The organism is Brevibacterium salitolerans (assembly GCF_039531405.1).
Lineage (GTDB): Bacteria > Actinomycetota > Actinomycetes > Actinomycetales > Brevibacteriaceae > Brevibacterium > Brevibacterium salitolerans.
On sequence record NZ_BAAAPZ010000020.1, the window covers coordinates 1 to 20881 of the forward strand.

The following is a 20881-nucleotide window of genomic DNA, read 5'->3' on the forward strand; positions in this document are numbered from 1 at the left end:
CTGTCCCGGTGCCGGCGAGCAGCGGCGGGAGTGCGGGGCGGCCGGGGTGTGCCGGGAGTGCGGGCAATGGCCGGGGTGACATCATCGTCACCTCCTCAACTGTGCGTGTCCAGCCTCAAAGATTCATCTGGTTCGAATCTATCGTGAGGCACGGACACAACTCCCGCCCACGCCCTGAGAGCACCGACACCACAGGTGAAAGGCCCTCGCCCTCGACTGAGAGAACACAGACTGCTGACGACGATCACAGACACCGCGCACAGCAGAGACCGCCCGCGCACAGCAGAGCGGGCCCGCCGAACTCCACAGAGTCCGACAGGCCCGCTCCTACCGAGTCACATGATCACACGGCCCGTCCAGCAGCACTCGCACCGTGCGCCCACACACGTGCACCTCACCGACGCGCGCGCACCCGCTTCACCACGTTCTCGATGTCCGAGCCGAACACGTTCTCCGTCGTGAGATAGGTCCACGTGGACGACGGGCGCTTGAGACCGTGTGCGGGCAGATCGACGCCGTCCTCCGTGAACTCCGCCTCCTCCAGCACATCGCAGGCCGCGGCGAGCACATCGTCCCAGAACGTGGAGAACGCCTCGATCGACTCCGTGTTGAACGCCTCGTGCGGCTTCTCCCGCGCCAGCGTCCGCAGATGGATGCCCTCGCGCAGGTCATTGAGGAACGCCAGGTGCTCCACCCAGCGCTCGTCGATCCGGAAGAGCATCACATCGCGGATCGCTGCGTCCAGGACGTCTGCCGAGGTGGCCTCCTCGATCTCCGAGACCCGCTCGGCTCCCAGCATCTCGCGCAGCTCCTCCGGTCCGCGCTCACCCGTGCGGATCTCCTCACGGCGCGTGAGCACCAGCTGCCGCTGCTTGGCCATCAGCTCGTTGAAGCGCCACGTGTCACGGTGCACCGCGGTGTTCTCACCCTCGGCGATCCGCTGCGCGTGCTCCACCAGCGCAGCTGCGCGCTTGGAGGCGATGAGACCGGTCTCATCACCCTCCTCCACGAACCGCTGGGCCTCGGGCACGCGCGTCATGAGATCGTCCTCGAGGCTGGTGAAGAACACCGAGGTGCCCGGATCGCCCTGACGCCCCGCACGGCCGCGCAGCTGGTCGTCCAGACGGGAGGACTCGTAGCGGCCGGCGCCGATCACCAGCAGGCCCCCGGCCTCGGCGACGTCCGCCGCGCCGTCGTCGCTCTCCTCGCCCAGCCGGATGTCCGTGCCGCGTCCGGCCATCTGCGTGGACACGGTCACCGCATCCGCCCGGCCCGCGCGGGCGATGATCTCCGCCTCGCGGCTGTCGTCCTTCGCGTTGAGCACCTCGCACTCGATCCCGCGCTCGCGCAGGCGCGCGGCCAGCGACTCGCTCTCCGCGACGGAGCGCGTCCCGATGAGCACCGGACGCCGTTCCGCGTGCGCCGCGGCGACCTCCTCGACGATCGCCCGCTCCTTGGACTCCTGGAAGGTGTAGAGGCGATCCGGCTCGTCCACGCGGATCACCGGCTCGTGCGGGTCCACCGGCACGATCTCCAGGTCGTAGAACTCTCGCAGGTCATCGCCCACGGCCAGCGCCGTGCCGGTCATGCCGCACACGCGCGCATAGGAGTGGATGAGCTCCTCGACCGTCATCTGATCGAGGATCTCGCCGCTCACCGAGGTCTCCAGGCTCTCCTTCGCCTCCACCGCGGCCTGCAGTCCGTCCGGCCACCGCTGGAGCTGGGCGATCCGCCCGCGCGCGGCATCGACGAGCTTGATCTCGCCGTCCACGACGATGTAGTCGACGTCGCGGTGGACGAGCATGCGCGCGTAGAGGGCGATGTTCACCGCCGCAAGCCGGTCCGTGTCCGCACCGTAGAGGTCCGCGTCCAGCTCCTCCTCGACCCGATCGATGCCGGCCGAGGTGAGCGAGACCGAACGGCGGTCCTCGCTCACCTCGATGTGCTCCTCCGGATCCAACCCGGCCACCAGCCGCGCAATGGCACGGTCGGCGTCCTCCTTTTCGGTCGAGCCCGCCAGCACGAGCGGCACCCGGGCCTCGTCGATGAGCACCGAGTCCGCCTCGTCGACGATGACGACGTCGCGCTCCGGGATCCGGAGCTCCTCACCGGGCAGGCGGAAGCGGTCCCGGAGGACGTCGAAGCCGATCTCCGAGACCGAGCCGTAGACCACGGCCGCCCGGTAGGACTCCCGTCGCTGCGCGTCCGGAGCGGCGCCGGAGATCGCCGCCGCCTCCACTCCCAGCAGCTCGAAGACCGGGGCCATCCAGTCGCGGTCCCGGACGGCGAGGTAGTCATTCACGCTCACGACGTGCACGCGGCGTCCCTGCAGGGCATATCCGGCCGCGGCCAGCGCACCCACGAGCGTCTTGCCCTCACCGGTGAGCATCTGCACGACGGTGCCGTCGAGGAGGCCCGCGAGGCCGGTGAGCTGCGTGTCGTAGGGGCGTTCGCCCAGGGCTCTGTCCGCCGCCTCCCGCGCCAGCGCCGCGTAGCGGATGCGCTGCTCGTCCGGACTGCCGGAGGAGAACACCTCGCCGGCCCGTGCCGTGAGCTCCTCGTCGGTGAGCTCCGCGAACTCCTCACCGAGCGTCTCCAGCTCCGCACTGGAGCGGAGGAAGCGGCCCACCCGCCTGTCCGCCTGCGAGCCCGGTCGATTGAGGAGTCGTGTGAGAAGTCCCATGGGCGTCAGTCTATGCAGGCGGAGCTGAGTGCACGCTCACGGCCCGTCGCCGTCTCAGCGGTCGTGCTCCAGCGGCCAACCCCCGGAGACCACCGCGTCCGGGCGCTTGCGCCGCAGCCACTCCTGGAGGCCGGCCGCCTGCGTCCGCTTCCACTCGATCTGGCGGGCGTGGAGGTCCTCCGCCGAGGTGCCGGCGAGCTCCGCCGAGGCCGCCGCCAGCCCCAGCGCCAGGAGACCCGCCGCGCGGGCATCGGCGTAGGCGTCGTGTGCATCGACGAGGCTGATCCCGTAGTGCCCGCAGAGCGCTTCGAGAGTGCGCGGCCCGCGGCGGAACCTGTCTGCCTGCTTGTCGAGGACGAGGGTGTCCAGCACGGGCGGCAGGAGGTCCAGGAAAGCCGCGGGGGAGGGGAGCACACCGATGCGGGCAGCCTCCGCCGCGAGCACCGTGAGGTCGTAGACGATGTTGTGGCCGACCAGCGGGGTGCCGGACTCCCGGAGGGACCGGACCGCGGCGAGGAGCTGCGGCACGGCCTCGGCCGCCGGCGTCCCCTCCGCCCTGACCCGCTCCGTGCTGATGCCGTGGACCCTCTGGGCGGCCTCCGGTATCTCCACGCCCGGATCCACCAGCCAGTTCCGGGAAGGCCGCTCGGCACCGCCCTCGAAGGGGACGAGGGAAGCCGAGACGATGCGTGCGGAGTGCGGATCCACGCCCGTCGTCTCGAGGTCGAAGGCGACGAAGCGCTGCGCCCACCCGGGAGCGCCGGCCTTCGGCGCAGGCACCGGTGCCGGTGCGGCAGCAGCCGCCGGGGGCGCGCTCCGCACCTGCACCGTCTCACCGGTGAGAGCGGCCAGCGCTCGGGCGATCGAACGCTCGAGGCCCTGTTCGGCACCCAGGCGCAGCGCCCGGTCGCGATCCGGCGCCGTCCCCGCCCCGGCCACGAACTCCGCGACCTCGAGGTCCAGCAGCCCCTCCATCACGGCATGGCCGGCGCGGATGGCGTCCGCGTGCTCCACGAGCGCCTCCCGGCGCTTGGGGGAGAGGCCGTGATCCTTCTCACCGCGGGCGGCCGCGGCGAGCACCTCCTCGAGGCCTCCCCAGCCGGCGATGAGCCTGGCCGCCGTCTTGTCTCCGATCCCGGGGGCACCCGGGATCCCGTCCGAGGGATCTCCCCGCAGCGCCGCCAGCGCGCGGTACTCCGCGCCGGTGCCCACCTGGAACAGCGCAGGCAGCTCTGCCGCGCCGGTCGTCTCCCAGCGGCCGCCGGTGCGCGGACGGTGCACGCGCACGCGCCGCTGCGGCTGCAGGAGGGACAGGAGGTCGCGGTCGGAGCTCACGATGACGATGTCCTCGTCGAGGCACTGGGCGACGATCGAGGCGATGACGTCGTCCGCCTCCGTGCCCGGCACCTCCGCGATGGGGATGCTCAGGGCGGAGAGCGCGTCGAAGATCAGCGGCAGCTGCGCCTCGAGGTCCGGCGGCGTCTCCGTGCCCCGCGCGTCGTCGGTGATGCGATGGGCCTTGTACGAGGGCAGCAGGGCCGTGCGGAAGTCCGGCCGCCAGTCCGCGTCCATCACCGCGACGAGCCGGCGCGAACCCCACTGGTCGACGAGCTGGCAGAGCACGTCGAGAAGGCCCTTGGCGGCGTTGACGGGACGCCCCTGCGGGGACCGGAGGGTGTCCGGCAGAGCATGGAAGGCCCGGTAGTACAGCGTCGGCGTGTCGAGCACGAGGAGAGGAGAGGTCACGGTCCGAGCCTATCCCGGGCGTGGGACACTGTTCCGATGACCGATTCAACTGCCGTGTTCCATTCCGGCGACGTCTACTCCAGCGTCGACCCCTTCGCCACCGCCCTCGCCTTCTCCGGCCCCCTCGTCTCCTGGGTGGGCGAGGACGAGGCCGCCCGCACCATGCCCGGCGAGCAGATCGACCTCGACGGGGACTTCCTCACGCCGGGCTTCGTCCATGCCGGCCTCCTCCTCGACGGGTCCGGACCGGCCGCGGACCCCGAGGCGCTCCTGGCCGCCGGCATCACGACGGTGCACGCACTGGGAACGCCCGAGGCGCTGAGCGCCTTCGCCGAGGCCGCCCCCGCCGCTCTCTCCGTCCTCGCCCATCCCTTCGCGGACGCGGGGACCCGCCGCGCCGTGCGGGCGGCCGAGCTCACGAGCGCGCTCGGGGCGGAGGACGGGACAAGCCTCTACGTCGTCGCGGACACCGGTGAGGAGCTCGACGCCGTGCTCGCCGCCCTCGCGGACGCGCAGACGCGCACGCGTGCCCAGCGCGGGCTCTGGCGCGTGCTCGTCCGCTGCGGGATCGAGGAGCGTCACATCGCCCCTCTGGCAGCCGCCGGTGTGGGGATCACGCTCGATCCCGCAGCGCGCGCACAGCCGCTCGCCCCGCTCATGAGCGCCGGGGCACAGCTGAGCTTCGCTCTGGACGCCGTCGACGCGCAGGGGCGGCCGCAGCCCTGGGAGACCCTCGCCGCCGCCGTGTTCCGGACCGAGGCCGGCATCTCCGCGCGAGCAGCCTTCAACGCCGCCACGCGGTTCGGCTTCCGCGCCGTCGGCAGCTTCGAGGGAGGCGTGCTGGCACCGGGGGCCGAGGCCACAGCGGTGCGCTGGCGGACGGGCGAGCTCGTGGTGCAGGTGGCGGACGCCCGCCTCGCGGCCTGGAGCACGGATCCCCGCTCCGGCACGGCCGGCCTGCCGGATCTCTCCGGCGAGAGCCCCCTTCCGGTCCCGCGCGGGGTGTGGGTGCGCGGCGTGCGGGTCTGAGCGGCGCGGTCCCGCATACAGGGGACCGCGACCGGTTGCCCCGCACCCGTGCATATCGGTAGATTCGTCCCCGCGCCTCATCCGTGGGGCCGGTCGCGGCGGCGGAGCCATTAGACAACGCATGGCACTGGCACAGTGCTGACAACGGCATACTGCCGGCCCTGTGCGGCCCGAAGGCTCCGTCGCCGGCTGCCCCACGCCATGCAGGCTCCTCCGCTAGAGTGGCGGCGATGAAAACACTTGTCGTGATCCCCACCTACAACGAGATCGAGTCACTCCCGCACACGCTGGACCGGCTCTTCGAGTGGACGCCCCGGGCGGACGTCCTCATCGTGGACGACGGCTCACCGGACGGCACCGGCGAGTACGCGGACAGCCGCGCGGAGGAGGACCCCCGCATCCACGTCCTCCACAACACCCGGAAGGGCGGCCTCGGAGCGGCCTATCTCGCCGGCTTCCGGTGGGCGCTGGAGGGGGACTGGGAGATCATCTGCGAGATGGACGCGGACGGCTCCCATCGCGGCCGCGATCTCCCGCTGCTGCTCCGCGCCGTCGAGGACGGCGCGGACCTGGCCATCGGCTCCCGGTGGGTGCCCGGCGGCGCCATCGTCAACTGGCCGCTGCGCCGGCACCTCCTCTCCCGCGCGGCCAACGTCTACGCCAACGCCGCGATCGGGATGGGAGTGGCGGATGCGACCGCCGGCTTCCGGGCGTTCCGGCGGACGACGCTCGAGGCCCTCGACCTCACCGGCGTCCAGTCGGCCGGCTACTGCTTCCAGATCGACATGACGCGCCGCGTGCTCGCCGCCGGACTCACGATCGCGGAGGTGCCCACCGCATTCATCGAACGCGAGCTCGGGAGCTCGAAGATGGACGGCGACATCATCACCGAGGCGCTCACGCAGGTGGCCCGCTGGGGCGCACAGCGCCGCCTGCAGCAGGTGAGGGAGCTCCTGGGCAGGCGCCGGACTCCCGCGCACAGCGGTCGCTGACGGGCGAGACAGCTCCGCCCCGCACCTGCTGGTGCGGGGCGGAGCTGTCTGTGACGCCGGCGACCGGACTCAGTGGCCCTTCGTGACCCCGCCTGCGCGACGGAACTCGAGGCGCTCGTCGAGGAGCACCTGGAGCTCCTCGAAGGAGCGGCGCTCGAGGAGCATGTCCCAGTGGGTGCGGACCGGCTTGGTCTCCTCCTCCTCGGCCTCGCCGCCGTCCACGCGCACACCGATGCCGTGCGTGCCGGAATCCCACTGCGCGGGCACGTCCGCCTCGACGGAGAACGGGACGGTGAACGTGTGGCCGTCCTCGCACCTGTACTCGACCATCTGCCGCGGAGCCGGCTCGACTCCCTGCTCGGACTCGAGGCTGCGGGAGCCCAGCTGCGTGCCGCGAAGGCTGCGTTCGCTCATCTGTCACTCATCTCTTCAGGTTGGGGAGGTCTGCACCGAACACAACAGTGTACCCGCATCGCGCATTCCCCCTTCCGTCCCCGGAGGCTAGACTGACCGCATGACGAGCATGCGCGAGCCCATCGAGCCGGACGACGTCTTCGAGAAGGTCGAGTGGACCACGGGCCGCCGGCTGCGCAGAGCGGCGGACACAGTCACCCGGACCGCCACGACCGCCGGCCGCACGGCCGTCCACGTCGCCGAGGCCGCGGCCCGGTCCGCGCGCACCGGCGCCCGCCGTGCCGCGGCACCGGGCGGGGCCGTCGACCGCACGGAGGAGCGCCTCACCGATCTCCTCACGGCGGCCGGTGAGCGTGTGCCCGGGCGCGGCGAGCGGACCGACCGCGTCTTCGCCACCGCACGCGCCGGTGTGAGCGTGGGCGCGCGCCGGGCCCGTCGCCTGCTGCGCTCCTGAGCCCCCGGTCCGTGGCTCGTTCCCTCACCGCGGACCGGCGCCTCGCCGGTCTGCGGATCCTCGCCCAGGGCCTCACCCCACCGCAGGGCACCTCTTCTCCCGCAGTCGCCCCGCACGCCGTCGCCTCCTCGCTCGGCGCGCTGCAGGGTCAGGACCTCTCCGGCGTGCTGGCCTCCCTCGCACTGCGCTCCCACGCCGGCATCGCCGCCGTCACGGATGCGTTCGACTCCGGGGCACTGGTCCGCGGCTATCCCATGCGCGGCACCGTGTTCGTCGCCCCTGCGCGGGACCTGCGCTGGATGACGGAGCTGTGCGCCGCCGCACCGGTGCGCGCCGCGGTGCGGCGGCGCCCGCGGCTGGGGCTCGAGGACGCCCACGTCCGCACCGCGCGGGAGGTGTTCGAGACGCTCGTGGGCCCGGCCTCGGCGGCGGGCTCCGGCAGGGGAGTGCCGCGTGCGGAGGTCTTCGACGCGTGGGAGCGCGCGGGGATCGACCCGGCCGGGGGCCGCGGCTACCACCTGCTCGTCCACCTCATCTCCACGGGCACGGCGGCCTACGGACCGTGGCGCGAGGGGGAGACCGCCGTCGTCCACGCAGACAGCTGGCTGCCGCCGCACTCCGGGCTCGCAGACCGCTTCGACGGTGACCGGACCGCGGCGACGGCGGAGCTGCTGCGGCGCTACCTGCTCTCCCACGGGCCCGCCTCCCTGCGGGACTTCGCCTGGTGGACCAAGCTGCCGCTCACCCGGATCCGGGAGGCCCTGCCGCTCGTCGAGGACGAACTGGAGTCAGCGCTGCCGGCCGAGGCCGGGCTGCCGGGGGAGGAGCGCCTCTGGTTCCGCCCGGGCCTGCTCGAGGAGTATGCGGATTCCGGCACGCAGCGGCAGGCCATGCGCGAGCTGCTGCTCCCGGGGTTCGACGAGCTGGTCCTGGGCTACGGCGACCGGCTCTTCCTCATGAGCGAGGAGCAGCACACGGCGCTGGTGCCGGGCAACAACGGCGTGTTCAAGCGCGGGGCGTTCCGCCGGGGCCGCCTCGTGGGGATCTGGAGCCGGACGGGCCCCGCGGGCAGGCGCAGGCTCGTCCTCGAACCGCTGGCGGACGTCTCCGCCGCCCAGCGGCTCCGCTTCGAGAAGCTCTTCGCCGCGTTCCCCCACGTGAGGGAATGAGCGCATATAGGCTCTCACGCATGACCTCCCCGCAGACGCATCCCGCAGACGCCCACTCCCTCATCCGCGTGCAGGGCGCGCGGGAGAACAACCTCCGCGACGTGAGCATCGACCTGCCCAAACGGCGGCTCACGGTGTTCACCGGCCTCTCCGGTTCCGGCAAGAGCTCTCTGGTGTTCGACACCATCGCCGCGGAGTCCCGCCGCCTCGTCAACGAGACGTACAGCTCCTTCCTGCAGGGCTTCATGCCCTCGCCGCAGCGGCCGGACGTGGACCGGCTCGAGGGCCTCACCACCGCGATCATCGTGGACCAGGAGCGCATGGGCTCCAACCCCCGCTCCACCGTGGGCACCGCCACGGACGCCAACGCCATGCTGCGGATCCTGTTCTCCAAGGCCGGCTCCCCGCACATCGGCCCGGCCAACGCCTTCTCCTTCAACATCGCCTCCGCCTCCGGCGCGGGCGCGCTCACCGTCGAGCAGCCGGACGGATCGACGAAGAGGGAGCGCCGCTCCTTCACCGTCCAGGGAGGGATGTGCGTGCGGTGCGAAGGTCTGGGGGTCGTCCACGACGCGGACCTCACGCAGTTCTACGACGAGAACCTCTCCCTCGACGAGGGCGCCATCACGATCCCCGGGTACAAGCCCGGCGGCTGGTCCGTCCGCTACTACGCGGAGTCCGGTCTGGTCCCGGCGGACGTCCCCATCCGCGACTTCACCCCGCAGCAGCTGCACGACTTCCTCCACAGCGAACCGCGGAAGGTGAAGTTCCGGGGCATCAACTCCACCTATGAGGGGCTGGTCCCCAAGACCCGGAAGTCCATGCTGTCCAAGGACCGGGAGTCCATGCAGCCGCACATCCGCGAGTTCGTCGACCGCGCCTTCACCTATGTGCGCTGCCCGGAGTGCGACGGCACGCGGCTCAACGCGACTGCACGCTCGTCCCTCGTGGACGGCATCTCCCTCGCGGACGCCTGCGCCATGCAGATCAGCGACCTCGAACAGTGGGTGGCCGGCCTCTCCCTGCCGGAGCTCGCGCCTCTCGTCGACGGTCTGCGGGAGCTGCTGCACGGCCTCGTCGACCTGGGACTGGGCTATCTCTCGCTCGACCGCTCCTCGGGCTCGCTGTCCGGGGGAGAGGCGCAGCGGATCAAGATGGTGCGGCAGCTGGGCTCACCGCTCACGGACGTCACCTACGTGTTCGACGAGCCCACCACCGGCCTGCACCCCCATGACATCGACCGGATGAACCGGCTGCTGCTGCGGCTGCGGGACAAGGGCAACACCGTCCTCGTCGTCGAGCACAAGCCGGAGACCATCGCGATCGCCGACCTCGTGGTGGATCTGGGCCCCGGGCCGGGCGCCCGGGGCGGAGAGCTCGTCTTCACCGGCACCGTCGAGGAGCTCGCGAGCGCGGACACCCCGACAGGGCGCCATCTCCACGACCGCGCACGCCTCAAGCCCGCCGTGCGGGAGCGGACCGGCGTCCTGGAGATCCGCGGGGCGGACCTCCACAACCTGCGCGACGTGGACGTGGATCTGCCCACCGGCACCCTCACGGTGGTGACGGGCGTCGCAGGCTCCGGCAAGAGCTCGCTCATCCACGGCTCCCTGGCCGGACGGGAGGGCGTGGTGATCGTCGACCAGGGCGCCATCCGCGGGTCGCGGCGGTCCAATCCCGCAACCTACACGGGCCTGCTCGAGCCCGTGCGCAAGGCCTTCGCGAAGGCCAACGGGGTGAAGCCCGCGCTCTTCAGCCCCAACTCCGAGGGTGCCTGCCCCTCGTGCAGGGGCGCCGGGGTCATCTACTCCGACGTGCCCACCATGGCCGGGGTCGCGGTGCCGTGCGAGGTCTGCGAGGGACGGCGGTTCCAGGCCGAGGTGCTCGAGTACCGGCTGGGCGGCAAGGACATCTCCGAGGTCCTGCTCATGCCGGCGGCCGCCGCGCTGGAGTTCTTCTCCGCCGGCGAGGCGAAGGTGCCGGCCGCGGTGAGGATCCTGCGCCGCCTCGTGGACGTGGGACTGGGCTACATCGCACTCGGCCAGCCGCTCACCACGCTCTCCGGCGGAGAGCGCCAGCGGCTCAAGCTCGCCGTGCACATGGCCGGCGAGGGAGAGGTCTACGTCCTCGACGAACCCACCACCGGCCTGCACCTCGCGGACGTCGAGGCGATGCTCGCCATGCTGGACAGGCTCGTGGACAGCGGCCGGACCGTCATCGCCATCGAGCACCACCAGGCCGTCATGGCGCACGCGGACTGGCTCGTCGACGTGGGGCCCGGGGCCGGCCACGACGGCGGCACCGTCGTGTTCGAGGGCACCCCGGCGGACCTCGTCGCCCAGGCACGGGCGGGGGAGTCCACCCTCACGGGCGCCCACCTCGCGGAGTACGTGCAGAGCTGAGCCCGGTCAGTCCCCGTGGAGGAACTTCGCCGGGAACGCACACCGCCGCGGCCGCGAAACCGCTTTCGCAGCCGCGGCGGTGTTCGCTAGCGTGCATAACGGCTTGATAACGAACAGGCCACTGTGCGGTAACACCGCAGGAGACACACGCACCCGATGATGCTCCGCGCATCGAGGAGGACGACACCGTGAAGCACCTCAGGAAGGGCATCCGCTCGCTCGCGCTGCTGGGCGGCGCCGGCGCCGTCGCGGCGGCGGGAATGCTCGGCGCCGCGCCTGCACAGGCCGCCTCGGACTCCGTCTGGGACCGCGTCGCGGACTGCGAGTCCGGCGGCGACTGGCACATCAACACCGGCAACGGCTACTACGGCGGACTCCAGTTCTCGCAGCAGACGTGGGAGGCCTTCGGCGGGGAGGGCATGCCGCACGAGGCCAGCCGCACCGAGCAGATCCGCGTCGCCCAGAACACGCTCGAGGAGCAGGGCCCGGGCGCCTGGCCGACCTGCGGCGAGAAGGCGGGGCTCACCAAGGAGAACGGTGCGGCCGACGACGGCGGCGGCAAGAAGGACGACGGGAAGAAGGACGAAGGCTCCGGAGACTCCGGCAAGCCCCGTCTCGGCGCCAGCTGAGGCCCGTCACCCGGAACGGCAGAGAACGGCACCGGATCCATCCGCGGGTCCGGTGCCGCTCTCTGCCTCGCCAAGGCCTTTTGAACACGTTCAAATACGTGTACGGTGGCGGCATGACCCGGAAGTCCGACCGCACCCGCGCCCTGCTCGCCGAGACCGCGCTGCGCCTCTTCGCCGAGCAGGGCTACGAGGCGACGACCATGCGACAGATCGCGGCGGAGGCGGGCGTCGCTACCGGAAACGCCTACTACCACTTCGAGGGCAAGGACGCCTTCGTCCAGGAGCTCTACGTCCGCATCCAGGAGGAGCACAGGGAGGCCGCCCTGCCGCGCCTGCGCCCCGGCGCCGCACTGAGTGAGAACCTCGCGGAGGCGCTTCACGCGGGCCTCGACGTCATGACGCCGCACCACGGCCTCGGCGGCGTCCTGCTGCGCAGCGCGCTGCCGGCGGATTCGGGGCTCAGCCCGTTCTCGCAGGCCTCCGAGCGTCCGCGCGGGGCGGCCGTGGGGCTCATGGGCGAGGTCGCATCCGCCTCGAAGGGCACGCCCGGCGGACGACTGGGGGAGAGGCTGCCGCATCTGCTCTGGCTCGCACACATGGGCGTCACACTCTTCTGGGTCCTCGACCGGAGCGAGTCGCAGGCGCGCACGCGGACCCTCGTCGACGGGCTCGCTCCGCTCCTCGGCCGCCTGCTGACCCTGCTGCGGCTTCCCGGTGCGGGGCGCCTCGCGGACGACGCACTCGACCTCATGGATCGGCTCGAGGAGAGCCCCCGGCCGGAAGGAGCACGCCGATGACCGCTCCGCGCACACTCGTCCTCACCGGGGCGAGCGGATACATCGGACGTCACCTGCACAGGCGCTTCACGGAGGACGGCTGGACCGTCCGCACCATCGGCCGGTCGCCGCGCGGGCGGGGAGCCGCCGCGGTCGATGCCGCCTGGGACGACGACCTCACGCCCGTTCTGGACGGGGCGGACGCCCTCGTCAACCTCGCAGGCCGGTCCGTGAGCTGCCGCTACACCAAGCGCACCGCGGACGAGATCCTCCGCTCGCGGACGGAGACGACGAAGAGACTGGGGCTCGCCCTGGCCGCCTGCGCCTCACCGCCGCCGGTGTGGCTGAATGCGAGCACCGGCACGATCTACCGAGACGCGAGAGACCGCCCGCAGACCGAGGCCGCGGGGGAGCTGGGCACGGGCTTCTCCGTCGCCGTCGCACGCGCCTGGGAGCAGGAGCTCTTCGACGCACCCGTCGACGAGGCGAGAATCCGGCGCGTGGCCCTGCGGACGTCGATCGTCATGGGCCCGGGCGGCGCGCTCAATCCCATGGTGAACCTCGCGCGGATGGGATTCGGCGGCAGGCAGGGCGACGGCGGGCAGATGCTGTCCTGGATCCACATCGAGGACGTGCACCGCGCCGTACGCCATCTCATCGACCGCCCGGATCTCAGTGGGCCGGTGAATCTCGCGAGCCCGCACCCGGTGACGAACCGGGAGTTCATGGCGCTCACGCGGGCGCGATTCGGCGGTCTCGGCACGCGCCTGGGACTGCCGCTGCCGGCGTGGTCGCTGGAGGCCGGCGCGCGGATCATCCGCACCGAGGCGGAGCTCGTCCTCAAGAGCCGCTGGGTCGCGCCGGAGAAGCTGCTCGCAGGCGGCTTCGCGTTCCGGTTTCCCCACGCCGCCTGGGCGCTCGACGACATCGCCGCACAGACCCCTTCCGGCCTGCTCCCCGTACAGCTGGGGTAACGCCGATAATCTACATTATGTTAAGTAAAGATCTGCGGGCGTCCCCTCGTCCCGGCGGCAGCACTCCTGCGGACTAGGCTGAGGCCATCCGCAACTGGTGAGGACGAGGAGCAGACGCATGCCGCAGATCGCAGGGATCGACTTCGAGGTTCCACTCGTACTGGCGCCCATGGCCGGCGGACCCTCCACACCGGAGCTCTGCGCCGCGGTGAGCAGTGCCGGCGGGCTCGGCTTCCTCGCCGGCGGATACCTCAGCGCGGAGCGGCTCGCCGCGGATCTCAGCCGCACGGCGGAGCTCACGGACCGGCCGTTCGGCGTGAATCTCTTCGCCGCGTCTCCTGCGCCGGACACTCCGGAGACCCGGGCGCGTCTTCAGGCCTATCGCACGCGGCTGGTGGAGTCCGGGCACCCGGAGACGCTGCTGCCGGACGCGCCTCTCGGCACGGACGACTCCTATGCGCAGAAGCTCGAGGTCGCCGCCTCCTCCCCCGCCGCCGCCGTCTCCTTCACCTTCGGCCATCCGAGTTCCGCAGAGATCCGGGACCTCCACGCCGCCGGGAAGGCCGTGGTGCTCTACGCCACCTCCGAGGCGGGCATCCGCGCCGCTGCGGCCAGCGGCGCGGATGCCGTGGGGGTGCAGGGCTTCCAGGCGGGCGGCCACCGCGCGAGCGTCACCGGCGTGGACATCGCGGATGCCGACGCCCCGGACCCGGGGCTCACGGCCGCGGAGCTCACCCGCCTGGCCGCCGGACTCACGCGCAAGCCCGTCCTCGCCGGCGGCGGGGTCGCGACGGCGGCGGACGTCCGCGCGCTGCTCGCGGCCGGAGCCTCCGCGGTGCAGGTCGGCACCCGCTTCCTCACCGCCGCCGAGGCCGGGACGAAGAAGACGCACAGGACGGCGCTCCTGGAGCTCCGGGACCGGGAGACCATGCTCACCGCGGCGTTCTCCGGACGCCCCGCCCGCACCGTGGCCAACGACTTCGCACGCCGGCACGGCGAGGCGGCCCCGCGCCTCTACCCGCAGCTCCACTTCCTCACCGCCGGGCTCCGCGGCGAGGCGAACGCCGCGGGCGATCCCGAGAACCTCAACCTCTGGGCCGGGACCGGCTTCGCCGCCTGCCGGGAGGCCCCCGCCGCGGACATCCTCGCGGAGCTCGCCGGCCGATGACCGCACACCCGGTCACCCTCGGCCTCGGGCTGGCCGCGGCGATGGGCGTGGGCCGGTTCGTCTTCACCCCGCTCCTGCCGGTGATGATCGCCCAGACCTCCATGACCGAGCAGACCGGGGCGCTCGTCGCCACGGCCAACTACGTGGGCTACCTGCTGGGCGCCCTCGCGCTCTCCGGCCGGGACGCGGCACGCTCGCGGCTCTTCGTGACCGCCAACGCCCTGGCGCTCGTCGCCTCGGAGGTGCTCATGCTCGGGGCCTCGAGCACGCTCGCCTGGTCCGCGCTGCGGCTCGTCGCCGGCTTCTCGAGCGCGGTCCTCTTCATCGCGTGCACGGGCAGACTCCACGCGTCCCTCACCGCTGCGACCGCGAGCGCCGCCGAGGCCGCCCGGTCCCGCGGACTCGCGTTCGGCGGCGTGGGAGCGGGCATCGCGCTCACGGGAGCCGGCACGCTGCTCGCAGGCGCGGGAGCGGACTGGCGGGGGTTGTGGATCGGCTCAGCCGTCCTCAGCGCGGCGCTGCTGCTCCCTCTCCTCCTCTCCCCCGCACAGCAGCCGGTGCGGGAGAGGCAGCCGCCACAGCAGTCCCCGGCCGCGACGGCGATGCCGCTCCCGCCCGCATCACGGCGCCGCGCGTGGGTCCTCCTCATGTGCCTCTACTTCGCGGAGGGACTCGGCTACATCGTCATCGGGACCTTCCTCGTCGACGCCGTCGCAGCGGTGGGGCCCGCGGAAGAGGGTGCCGGCGTCGCCGGGTTCGCGGCCGGCGGCATCGTCTGGCTCGCCGTGGGGCTGGCAGGCATGGTCGCGCCGTTCCTCTGGTCGCTCTGCGCCGCACGCACCGGCCTGCGCGCGGCCCTCGCGCTCGCTCTCGCACTCCAGACCGCGGGTGCCCTCATCCCGGCCCTCACCGGCTCACCGGGCTGGGCGGTCCTCGCCGCGCTCCTCTTCGGCGGCACCTTCGTGCCGATCACGATGCTCGCCCTCGGGATCGGCACCGCGCTCGGGGTGCCGCAGTCGGCCGCGAAGCTCACGGCGGCCTACGGCCTCGGCCAGGTGCTGGGCCCGCTGGTCGTCATCCCCGTCCTCGGTGCGGGCTATGCGGCAGCCTTCGCCGTCGCCGGCTCTGTGCTGCTGCTCGCAACTGGGCTGTCCGCTCTCGGACTGGGACGGGCGGTGACGCCATGAAGTCATGTCCACCGCCTCGCCCCGGCACTGCTGCTTCCGCAGGCTCTCATTCTCAGTTGCTGCGGCGCCTGCTCATATAGATCAGTCCGCTACCAGCTGCCAGCAGCACCAGCGTGAGTCCAAGCAGGCCCGCCAGTTCCGCACCCGTCCTGGGCAGACGCGGGTGCTCCCGCTCAGGCTCGACCGTCTTCACGTCCGCCTGCGAGGGTGGCGAGCTGATCGGGTCCCCACCCGGCGAGTTGCCAGTTGCAGTTGCAACATTGGTGAGCGTGTCCCCGGTCAGATCCGCGGCCACTACCGTATACGCAGCCGTGCACGTGACCGACTGCCCCGGGAGCAGCATCCCGGCCTCCTCCGGGCAGGTGACTGCCGAGAGCACACCAGCACCGGAGAACTCGGCTTCCTCCACTCCCACATCGTGCACGCTGACATTGCCCGTGTTCGTGATCGTGAAGGAGTACGCAACCTCCTCACCGGCCTCGGACACCTGTTCCGGATCCGCGGTCTTGACCAGCTCGAGGCCTGGCTCCGCGTCCCGCGGGATCCGATCGGTCGAAGGCGGAGACTCAATCGTGTCGCCCTCGGGCGGGTTACCGGTCGCGGTCGCCGTGTTCTCGAGCGCCCCCTGATCCACATCAGCCTGCGTCACTTCATAGGTGGCCGTGCAGGTGATCTGCTCACCCGGAGCCAGCGACAGAGCTGCCTCGCCGCACTCCACGGCAGAGAGTTCACCGGAGCCGGTGAACTCCCCCTCCGCAACGGCAACATCAGTCAGTGTCGTGTTTCCTGTGTTGGTCACCACGAACGAGTACGTGATCGTCTCACCGGCCACGAGCGCGTCAGCATCCGAGGACTTCACGATGTCAAGCCCAGGCTGCGGAACGATCGGCAACTCGTTCTCCGAGGGCGGAGACTCGATAGAGCCTCCCTCAGGGGGTGTGCCCGTGCCGGTCGCAGTGTTCGTCACACCGCCGGCGTCCACATCGGCCTGCGTGAGCACATACGTTGCCGTGCACGTCACCGTCTGCCCTGGCACGATCGAGGCAGCTTCGTCCGGGCACACCACCTCCGACAGCTCTCCGCTACCGGTGAACTCACCCTCATTGACAGTGATACCGCTCAGCGTGACATTACCCGTGTTCGTCACAGCGAAGGAATACGTGATCTCCTCACCGGCCTGTCCACCCTGTGCAGGCGTCGCGGTCTTCATCATCTCGATACCCGGCTCAGCGTCCTGCGGGATGGTGACAATGCCCGGGTCGGACGTGATCGGATCGCCCGTGGGTGGAGTGCCCGTCGCGGTCGCCGTGTTCTCCAGCGTGCCACGATCCACATCGGCCTGCGTCACCTCATAGGTCGCAGTGCAGATCGACTGCTCGCCCGGCTGCAGCCAGTCCCCCTCGGGGCATTCGAGCTCAGAAAGCTGACCGCTGCCGTTGAACGACTCCTCATCGACCTGCACGCCCGTGAGAGTCACGTTGCCCGTGTTCGTCAGCACGAACGAGTACGTGATGGTCTCACCTGCGACCAGCTCCGTCGCGTCAGCGGACTTCACCAGCTCGAGGCCCGGCTGCGGATCCTCTGTGATGATCACCTCCGAGGGCGGCGAATCCACCGAATCGCCCCCGGGCGGAGTGCCCTGGGCAGTCGCAGTGTTCTCCAGTGAACCGCTGTCGACGTCAGCCTGCGTCACCCGGTACACCGCAGAACAGGTCACTGAGTCACCGGGGGCCAGCGTTGCTGCCTCAGGCGGACAGGAGATGTCAACGGCCGGGCCCGAGCCCGAGAAGTCCGTCTCGTCGATGGTGATGCCGTGCAGCGTCACATTTCCGGTGTTCGTGACCTCGAACGAGTAGGTGATGTCCTCGCCCACGATCAGCTCATCGGTATCGACGCTCTTCACCAGCTCCAGGCCAGGCTGCGGATCCGCCGGGATGGTGCTCTCGCCCGGAGGCGATTCCACCGTCCCACCGTCCGGGGGCGAGCCGGTGCCAATCGCCGTGTTGCGCAGGCTGCCACTGTCCACATCGGCCTGCACCACCTCGTAACTCGCGGTACAGGTCACCGACTCACCCGGCGCGAGCGTGACACTGTCTTCAGCACAGGTCACGACCGGCATCTCGCCGGCACCGGAGAACTCACCCTCCTCGACCCGCACGTCCGTAAGCGTGACGTTGCCGGTGTTCGTCGCCATCAGCGAGTAGGTAATGGTCTCGCCCGCGACGAGAGTGTCCGAATCCGCGGTCTTGACCACTTCGAGACCCGGATTCTGTTCCGCAGGCACCCGCACCTGCGAGGGGTCGGAGGTCACCGCTTCCCCCTCGGGCGGCGTGCCCTGTGCGGTCGCAGTGTTCTCGAGCGAACCGCGATCCACATCCTCGGCGGTCGCCGTATAGGTCGCGGTGCAGTTCACCGATTCGCCCGGGGCAATCGTCGTAGGCTCCGCAGGGCACACGATCTCCGAGAGCTCACCCGTGCCACTGAAGTCGCCCTCCGTAACCGCGAGGTCCGACAGCGACACGTTGCCGGTGTTCGTGATCGCGAAGGAGTAGGTGATCTCGTCACCCACGTCGTAGGAGTCCGGCGCCGCGGTCTTGACCAGGCCCACGGCCGGGGTCTGTTCTGCAGGCACCTGGACCTCGTTGGACTCGCTCGTCACCGGATCGTCCGGCTGCGGCGGGGTGCCGGTCGCCGTCGCGACGTTACGGATGGAACCGCGGTCCACATCGTCCTGGGTGACCGTATACGTGGCTGAGCACCACACCACGGCTCCCGGCTCCAGAGCTGGGGTGCCGTCCTCGCAGACCGGTTCGGAGAGCTCGCCCGCACCGCTGAAATCACTGTCGTCGATGGAGATGTCGCGGAGCGTGACATCGCCCGTGTTCTGCACCCGGAACCAGTAGGTGATCTCCTCGCCCTCGACGAGATCCTCTGACGCCGTCGACTTCTCGATGGACAGACCGGGATCAGGGTCGTTGGGGGTTCGCACCGTCGATTCGTCTGTCGGCGGCTCACCGCTGGGCGGAGTGCCGGTGACGCTGGCCGTGTTCTCGAGAGTGCCGCTGTCGACGTCCTCCTGTGTCACCGTATACGTCGCCGTGCACGTGACTGAGGTCAGAGGCGCCAGCCCGTTCGGCAGCGCCGGGCAGCTGATCTCCGACATCTCACCCGTACCGGTGAACTCGCCCTCATTCACGACGATGTCATGAAGTGTCACATTTCCCGTATTCTCGACGACGAAGGAGTAGACGATCTCATCGCCGAGTTCGAGGTCAGTCGTGTCCGCGGATTTGGTGATCGCGATGCCCGGGGCCGGGTCAACCGTCACCTCGGCTTCGTCGGGGTCCGAGACGACAGGATCGTCCCCACCCGGCGGCACGCCCTGCGCGGTCGCAGTGTTCGCAATGGAGCCGCGGTCGATATCGGCCTGCTGCACCGTATAGGTCGCGGTACAGGTCACCGCATCTCCGGGTGCCAGCGCTCCTGCCCCGGCCGGGCAGGAGACCTCCGAGAGCTCCCCGGCACCGGTCCACTCAGTCTCGTTGATGACAATATCGCTGAGCGTGACATTGCCGGTGTTCGTCACTGCGAAGGAGTAGGTGATGCGGCGGCCGAGCTCCAGGGTGTCCCGGTTCGCGGTCTTCTCGATCGTGAGCGCCGGAACCGGTTCGAAGGGGATCTGCGCGCTGTCGTCCTCCGAGCGGACGGGGTCGCCCTCACCCGGAGGCGCGCCGTTCGCGTGTGCGGTGTTCTCGACTGAGCCCTGGTCGATATCAGCCTGTGTAAGCGTATACGTCGCAGTACACGTCACCGAATCGCCCGGTGCGAGCGCGTCGGCATCCGCAGGGCAGGTCACCTGCGGGACATCCCCGTTGCCGGTGAACTCGGTCTCCTCGATCTCGACCGGGGACAGCGTGACGTTGCCGGTGTTCGTCACCGCGAAGGAGTATGTCACTTCCTCTCCTGCAGCGAACTCGCCGTCGACCGTTTTCTCCATCGCAAGCGAGGGATCCGCGGCAGCGGTGACCTCGGCGCTGGACTCGTTCGAGGTCGGGTCCGGCGCAGAGCCCGGTGCGGTCGCCGTCGCCGTCGCCGTGTTCGTGATCGAACCGGCGTCGACATCTGCCTGCGTCGCGGTGTAGGTACCGGTGCAGGTCACCGACTCCCCGATTCCGAGCGTCCCTGCCGGACATGTGATCTCCGGCGCGTCGCCGGTACCGGAGAACTGTGTCTCGTTGATCTGCGGGTCAGTCAGCTCGGTCTCCCCCGTGTTCGTCACCTCGAAGGAGTAGGCGATCTCCTCACCGGCCGCGCTGATCTCCGTAGGCGAGGCGCTCTTCTCAAGCTCCAGGCCCGGTTCCGCCGGCGTCACCCCGAGGATCTGGCCCCAGTAGTCGAGGTTCGTACCTGTGCCCTCGTAGCCGAAGGTGAAGGTCAGCTCAGTGATCGTCGGTGAGTCGGTCGCAACGAGGTAGGCGCCGCAGCCGAACGTGCCGCAGCTCGTCGCATTCGCGATGCTCGTGCCGCGATAGCTATTGGGGTTGATGAGCCCGATGGTGGAACCGCTGCCCTTGATCTCCATCCGCGGAGACTGCGAGTTCGCAGAGTCCAGGGCGAACGTCCCGTTCTGGACCGTCATGGGGTGGTTCTTGAAGCTCGTTGCACGGGAGTTGCCATCGCCGACTGCTGCACCGAAATCGGTCACATACAGAATCGGGTTCTTCACCGGCCTGTCAAAGCGGTAGGTGGTCACGCCACAGCCATCGACTGCAGTGTTCGTGCAATTCTGCGAACCGAAGCGCAGCGCCGCAGTTCTCGTATTCGGGATGTATGAAGGGCGGGGGCCAGTGAAGATCGGGTCGCCGCCCGAGTTGCCCCAGTACGATGTGCCCGCGCCGGACAACGTCATCGTCACGCCGACGCCGCTGGCAGTGGTGCCGCGCGCAGTGTTGCCGCTGATCTGCCAGGACTGCGGGTATTCGGAACCTACTGGCACCGCTTGCGCGTCTTGCGCCCCTCTGTCGACGACAACCAGCATCGCGGCAACCAGCAGGAGCGCGACGAAGGCAGCGATCGGTCTGCCTATTCGCCTCCTCCACGGTCCCCGCGCCAGGCGAATCAACATACTCATCAGTAGCGCCCTCCCAACTATGCGTGCCGCTACTGGCCGGGGGAGAGCAGAAGCATCCGCCGACACGGTCGCGACCATCGGTCACCCCCAAAATTAGAGCAAGATCACACACTCGGTCAATTGTCAG

Annotated in this window: 14 protein-coding genes; 10 read left to right on the forward strand and 4 right to left on the reverse strand. The window is 70.5% G+C overall.

Going from position 1 to position 20881, the window contains the following annotated elements; translation table 11 throughout:
* Positions 1–394: 394 nt before the first annotated feature.
* Together secA2 and ABD240_RS16850 are read right to left on the reverse strand one after the other, a co-directional pair.
* A complete protein-coding gene (gene secA2 / locus ABD240_RS16845; RefSeq protein ID WP_344338759.1) occupies positions 395–2683 on the reverse strand; it encodes an accessory Sec system translocase SecA2 in 2289 nt (762 codons plus the stop codon).
* Positions 2684–2737: 54 nt separating this feature from the next.
* Positions 2738–4429: an exonuclease domain-containing protein gene (locus ABD240_RS16850; protein ID WP_344338762.1), complete on the reverse strand. Its 1692-nt coding sequence runs from the start codon at positions 4427–4429 to the stop codon at positions 2738–2740.
* A 36-nt stretch (positions 4430–4465) separates the two neighbouring features.
* On the opposite strand from ABD240_RS16850, the gene ABD240_RS16855 reads away from it, so the two are divergent.
* Positions 4466–5458 carry a metal-dependent hydrolase gene (locus tag ABD240_RS16855; RefSeq protein ID WP_344338764.1) on the forward strand — a complete coding sequence of 331 codons (993 nt, stop codon included), beginning with the start codon at positions 4466–4468 and terminating at the stop codon, positions 5456–5458.
* A 230-nt stretch (positions 5459–5688) separates the two neighbouring features.
* Entirely contained in the window at positions 5689–6450 is a 762-nt protein-coding gene (locus ABD240_RS16860; RefSeq protein WP_291792240.1) for a polyprenol monophosphomannose synthase, read from the forward strand.
* A gap of 69 nt (positions 6451–6519) precedes the next feature.
* Here ABD240_RS16860 and ABD240_RS16865 read toward each other — a convergent pair whose 3' ends face one another.
* Positions 6520–6864: an RNA polymerase-binding protein RbpA gene (locus ABD240_RS16865; RefSeq protein ID WP_291792239.1), complete on the reverse strand. Its 345-nt coding sequence runs from the start codon at positions 6862–6864 to the stop codon at positions 6520–6522.
* Positions 6865–6964: 100 nt separating this feature from the next.
* Here ABD240_RS16865 and ABD240_RS16870 point away from each other — a divergent pair, with 100 nt between their 5' ends.
* The 8 genes from ABD240_RS16870 (at position 6965) to ABD240_RS16905 (ending at position 15623) form a co-directional block, all read left to right on the forward strand.
* Entirely contained in the window at positions 6965–7318 is a 354-nt protein-coding gene (locus tag ABD240_RS16870; protein WP_291792237.1) for a hypothetical protein, read from the forward strand.
* An 11-nt stretch (positions 7319–7329) separates the two neighbouring features.
* Positions 7330–8487 carry a winged helix DNA-binding domain-containing protein gene (locus ABD240_RS16875; RefSeq protein WP_344338768.1) on the forward strand — a complete coding sequence of 386 codons (1158 nt, stop codon included), beginning with the start codon at positions 7330–7332 and terminating at the stop codon, positions 8485–8487.
* 20 nt (positions 8488–8507) lie between these two features.
* The gene (locus ABD240_RS16880; RefSeq protein ID WP_344338771.1) at positions 8508–10889 is read left to right on the forward strand and encodes an ATP-binding cassette domain-containing protein; all 2382 of its coding nucleotides are present in this window, start codon (positions 8508–8510) and stop codon (positions 10887–10889) included.
* Positions 10890–11077: 188 nt separating this feature from the next.
* The gene (locus ABD240_RS16885; protein WP_291792227.1) at positions 11078–11518 is read left to right on the forward strand and encodes a transglycosylase family protein; all 441 of its coding nucleotides are present in this window, start codon (positions 11078–11080) and stop codon (positions 11516–11518) included.
* A 113-nt stretch (positions 11519–11631) separates the two neighbouring features.
* Positions 11632–12315 (forward strand): TetR/AcrR family transcriptional regulator, encoded by a 684-nt coding sequence (locus ABD240_RS16890; RefSeq protein ID WP_291792224.1) that lies wholly within the window; start codon positions 11632–11634, stop codon positions 12313–12315.
* Positions 12312–13268, forward strand: coding sequence for a TIGR01777 family oxidoreductase (locus ABD240_RS16895; protein ID WP_344338774.1), 957 nt, complete (start codon positions 12312–12314; stop codon positions 13266–13268). Before ABD240_RS16890 ends, ABD240_RS16895 begins: the two co-directional genes overlap by 4 nt.
* 118 nt (positions 13269–13386) lie before the next feature.
* Positions 13387–14436, forward strand: a complete 1050-nt coding sequence (locus ABD240_RS16900) for an NAD(P)H-dependent flavin oxidoreductase (RefSeq protein WP_344338776.1) — start codon at positions 13387–13389, stop codon at positions 14434–14436.
* The gene (locus tag ABD240_RS16905; protein WP_344338779.1) at positions 14433–15623 is read left to right on the forward strand and encodes a YbfB/YjiJ family MFS transporter; all 1191 of its coding nucleotides are present in this window, start codon (positions 14433–14435) and stop codon (positions 15621–15623) included. Before ABD240_RS16900 ends, ABD240_RS16905 begins: the two co-directional genes overlap by 4 nt.
* A 52-nt stretch (positions 15624–15675) precedes the next feature.
* Here ABD240_RS16905 and ABD240_RS16910 read toward each other — a convergent pair whose 3' ends face one another.
* Entirely contained in the window at positions 15676–20832 is a 5157-nt protein-coding gene (locus ABD240_RS16910; RefSeq protein ID WP_344338781.1) for a DUF7507 domain-containing protein, read from the reverse strand.
* Positions 20833–20881 lie beyond the last annotated feature (49 nt).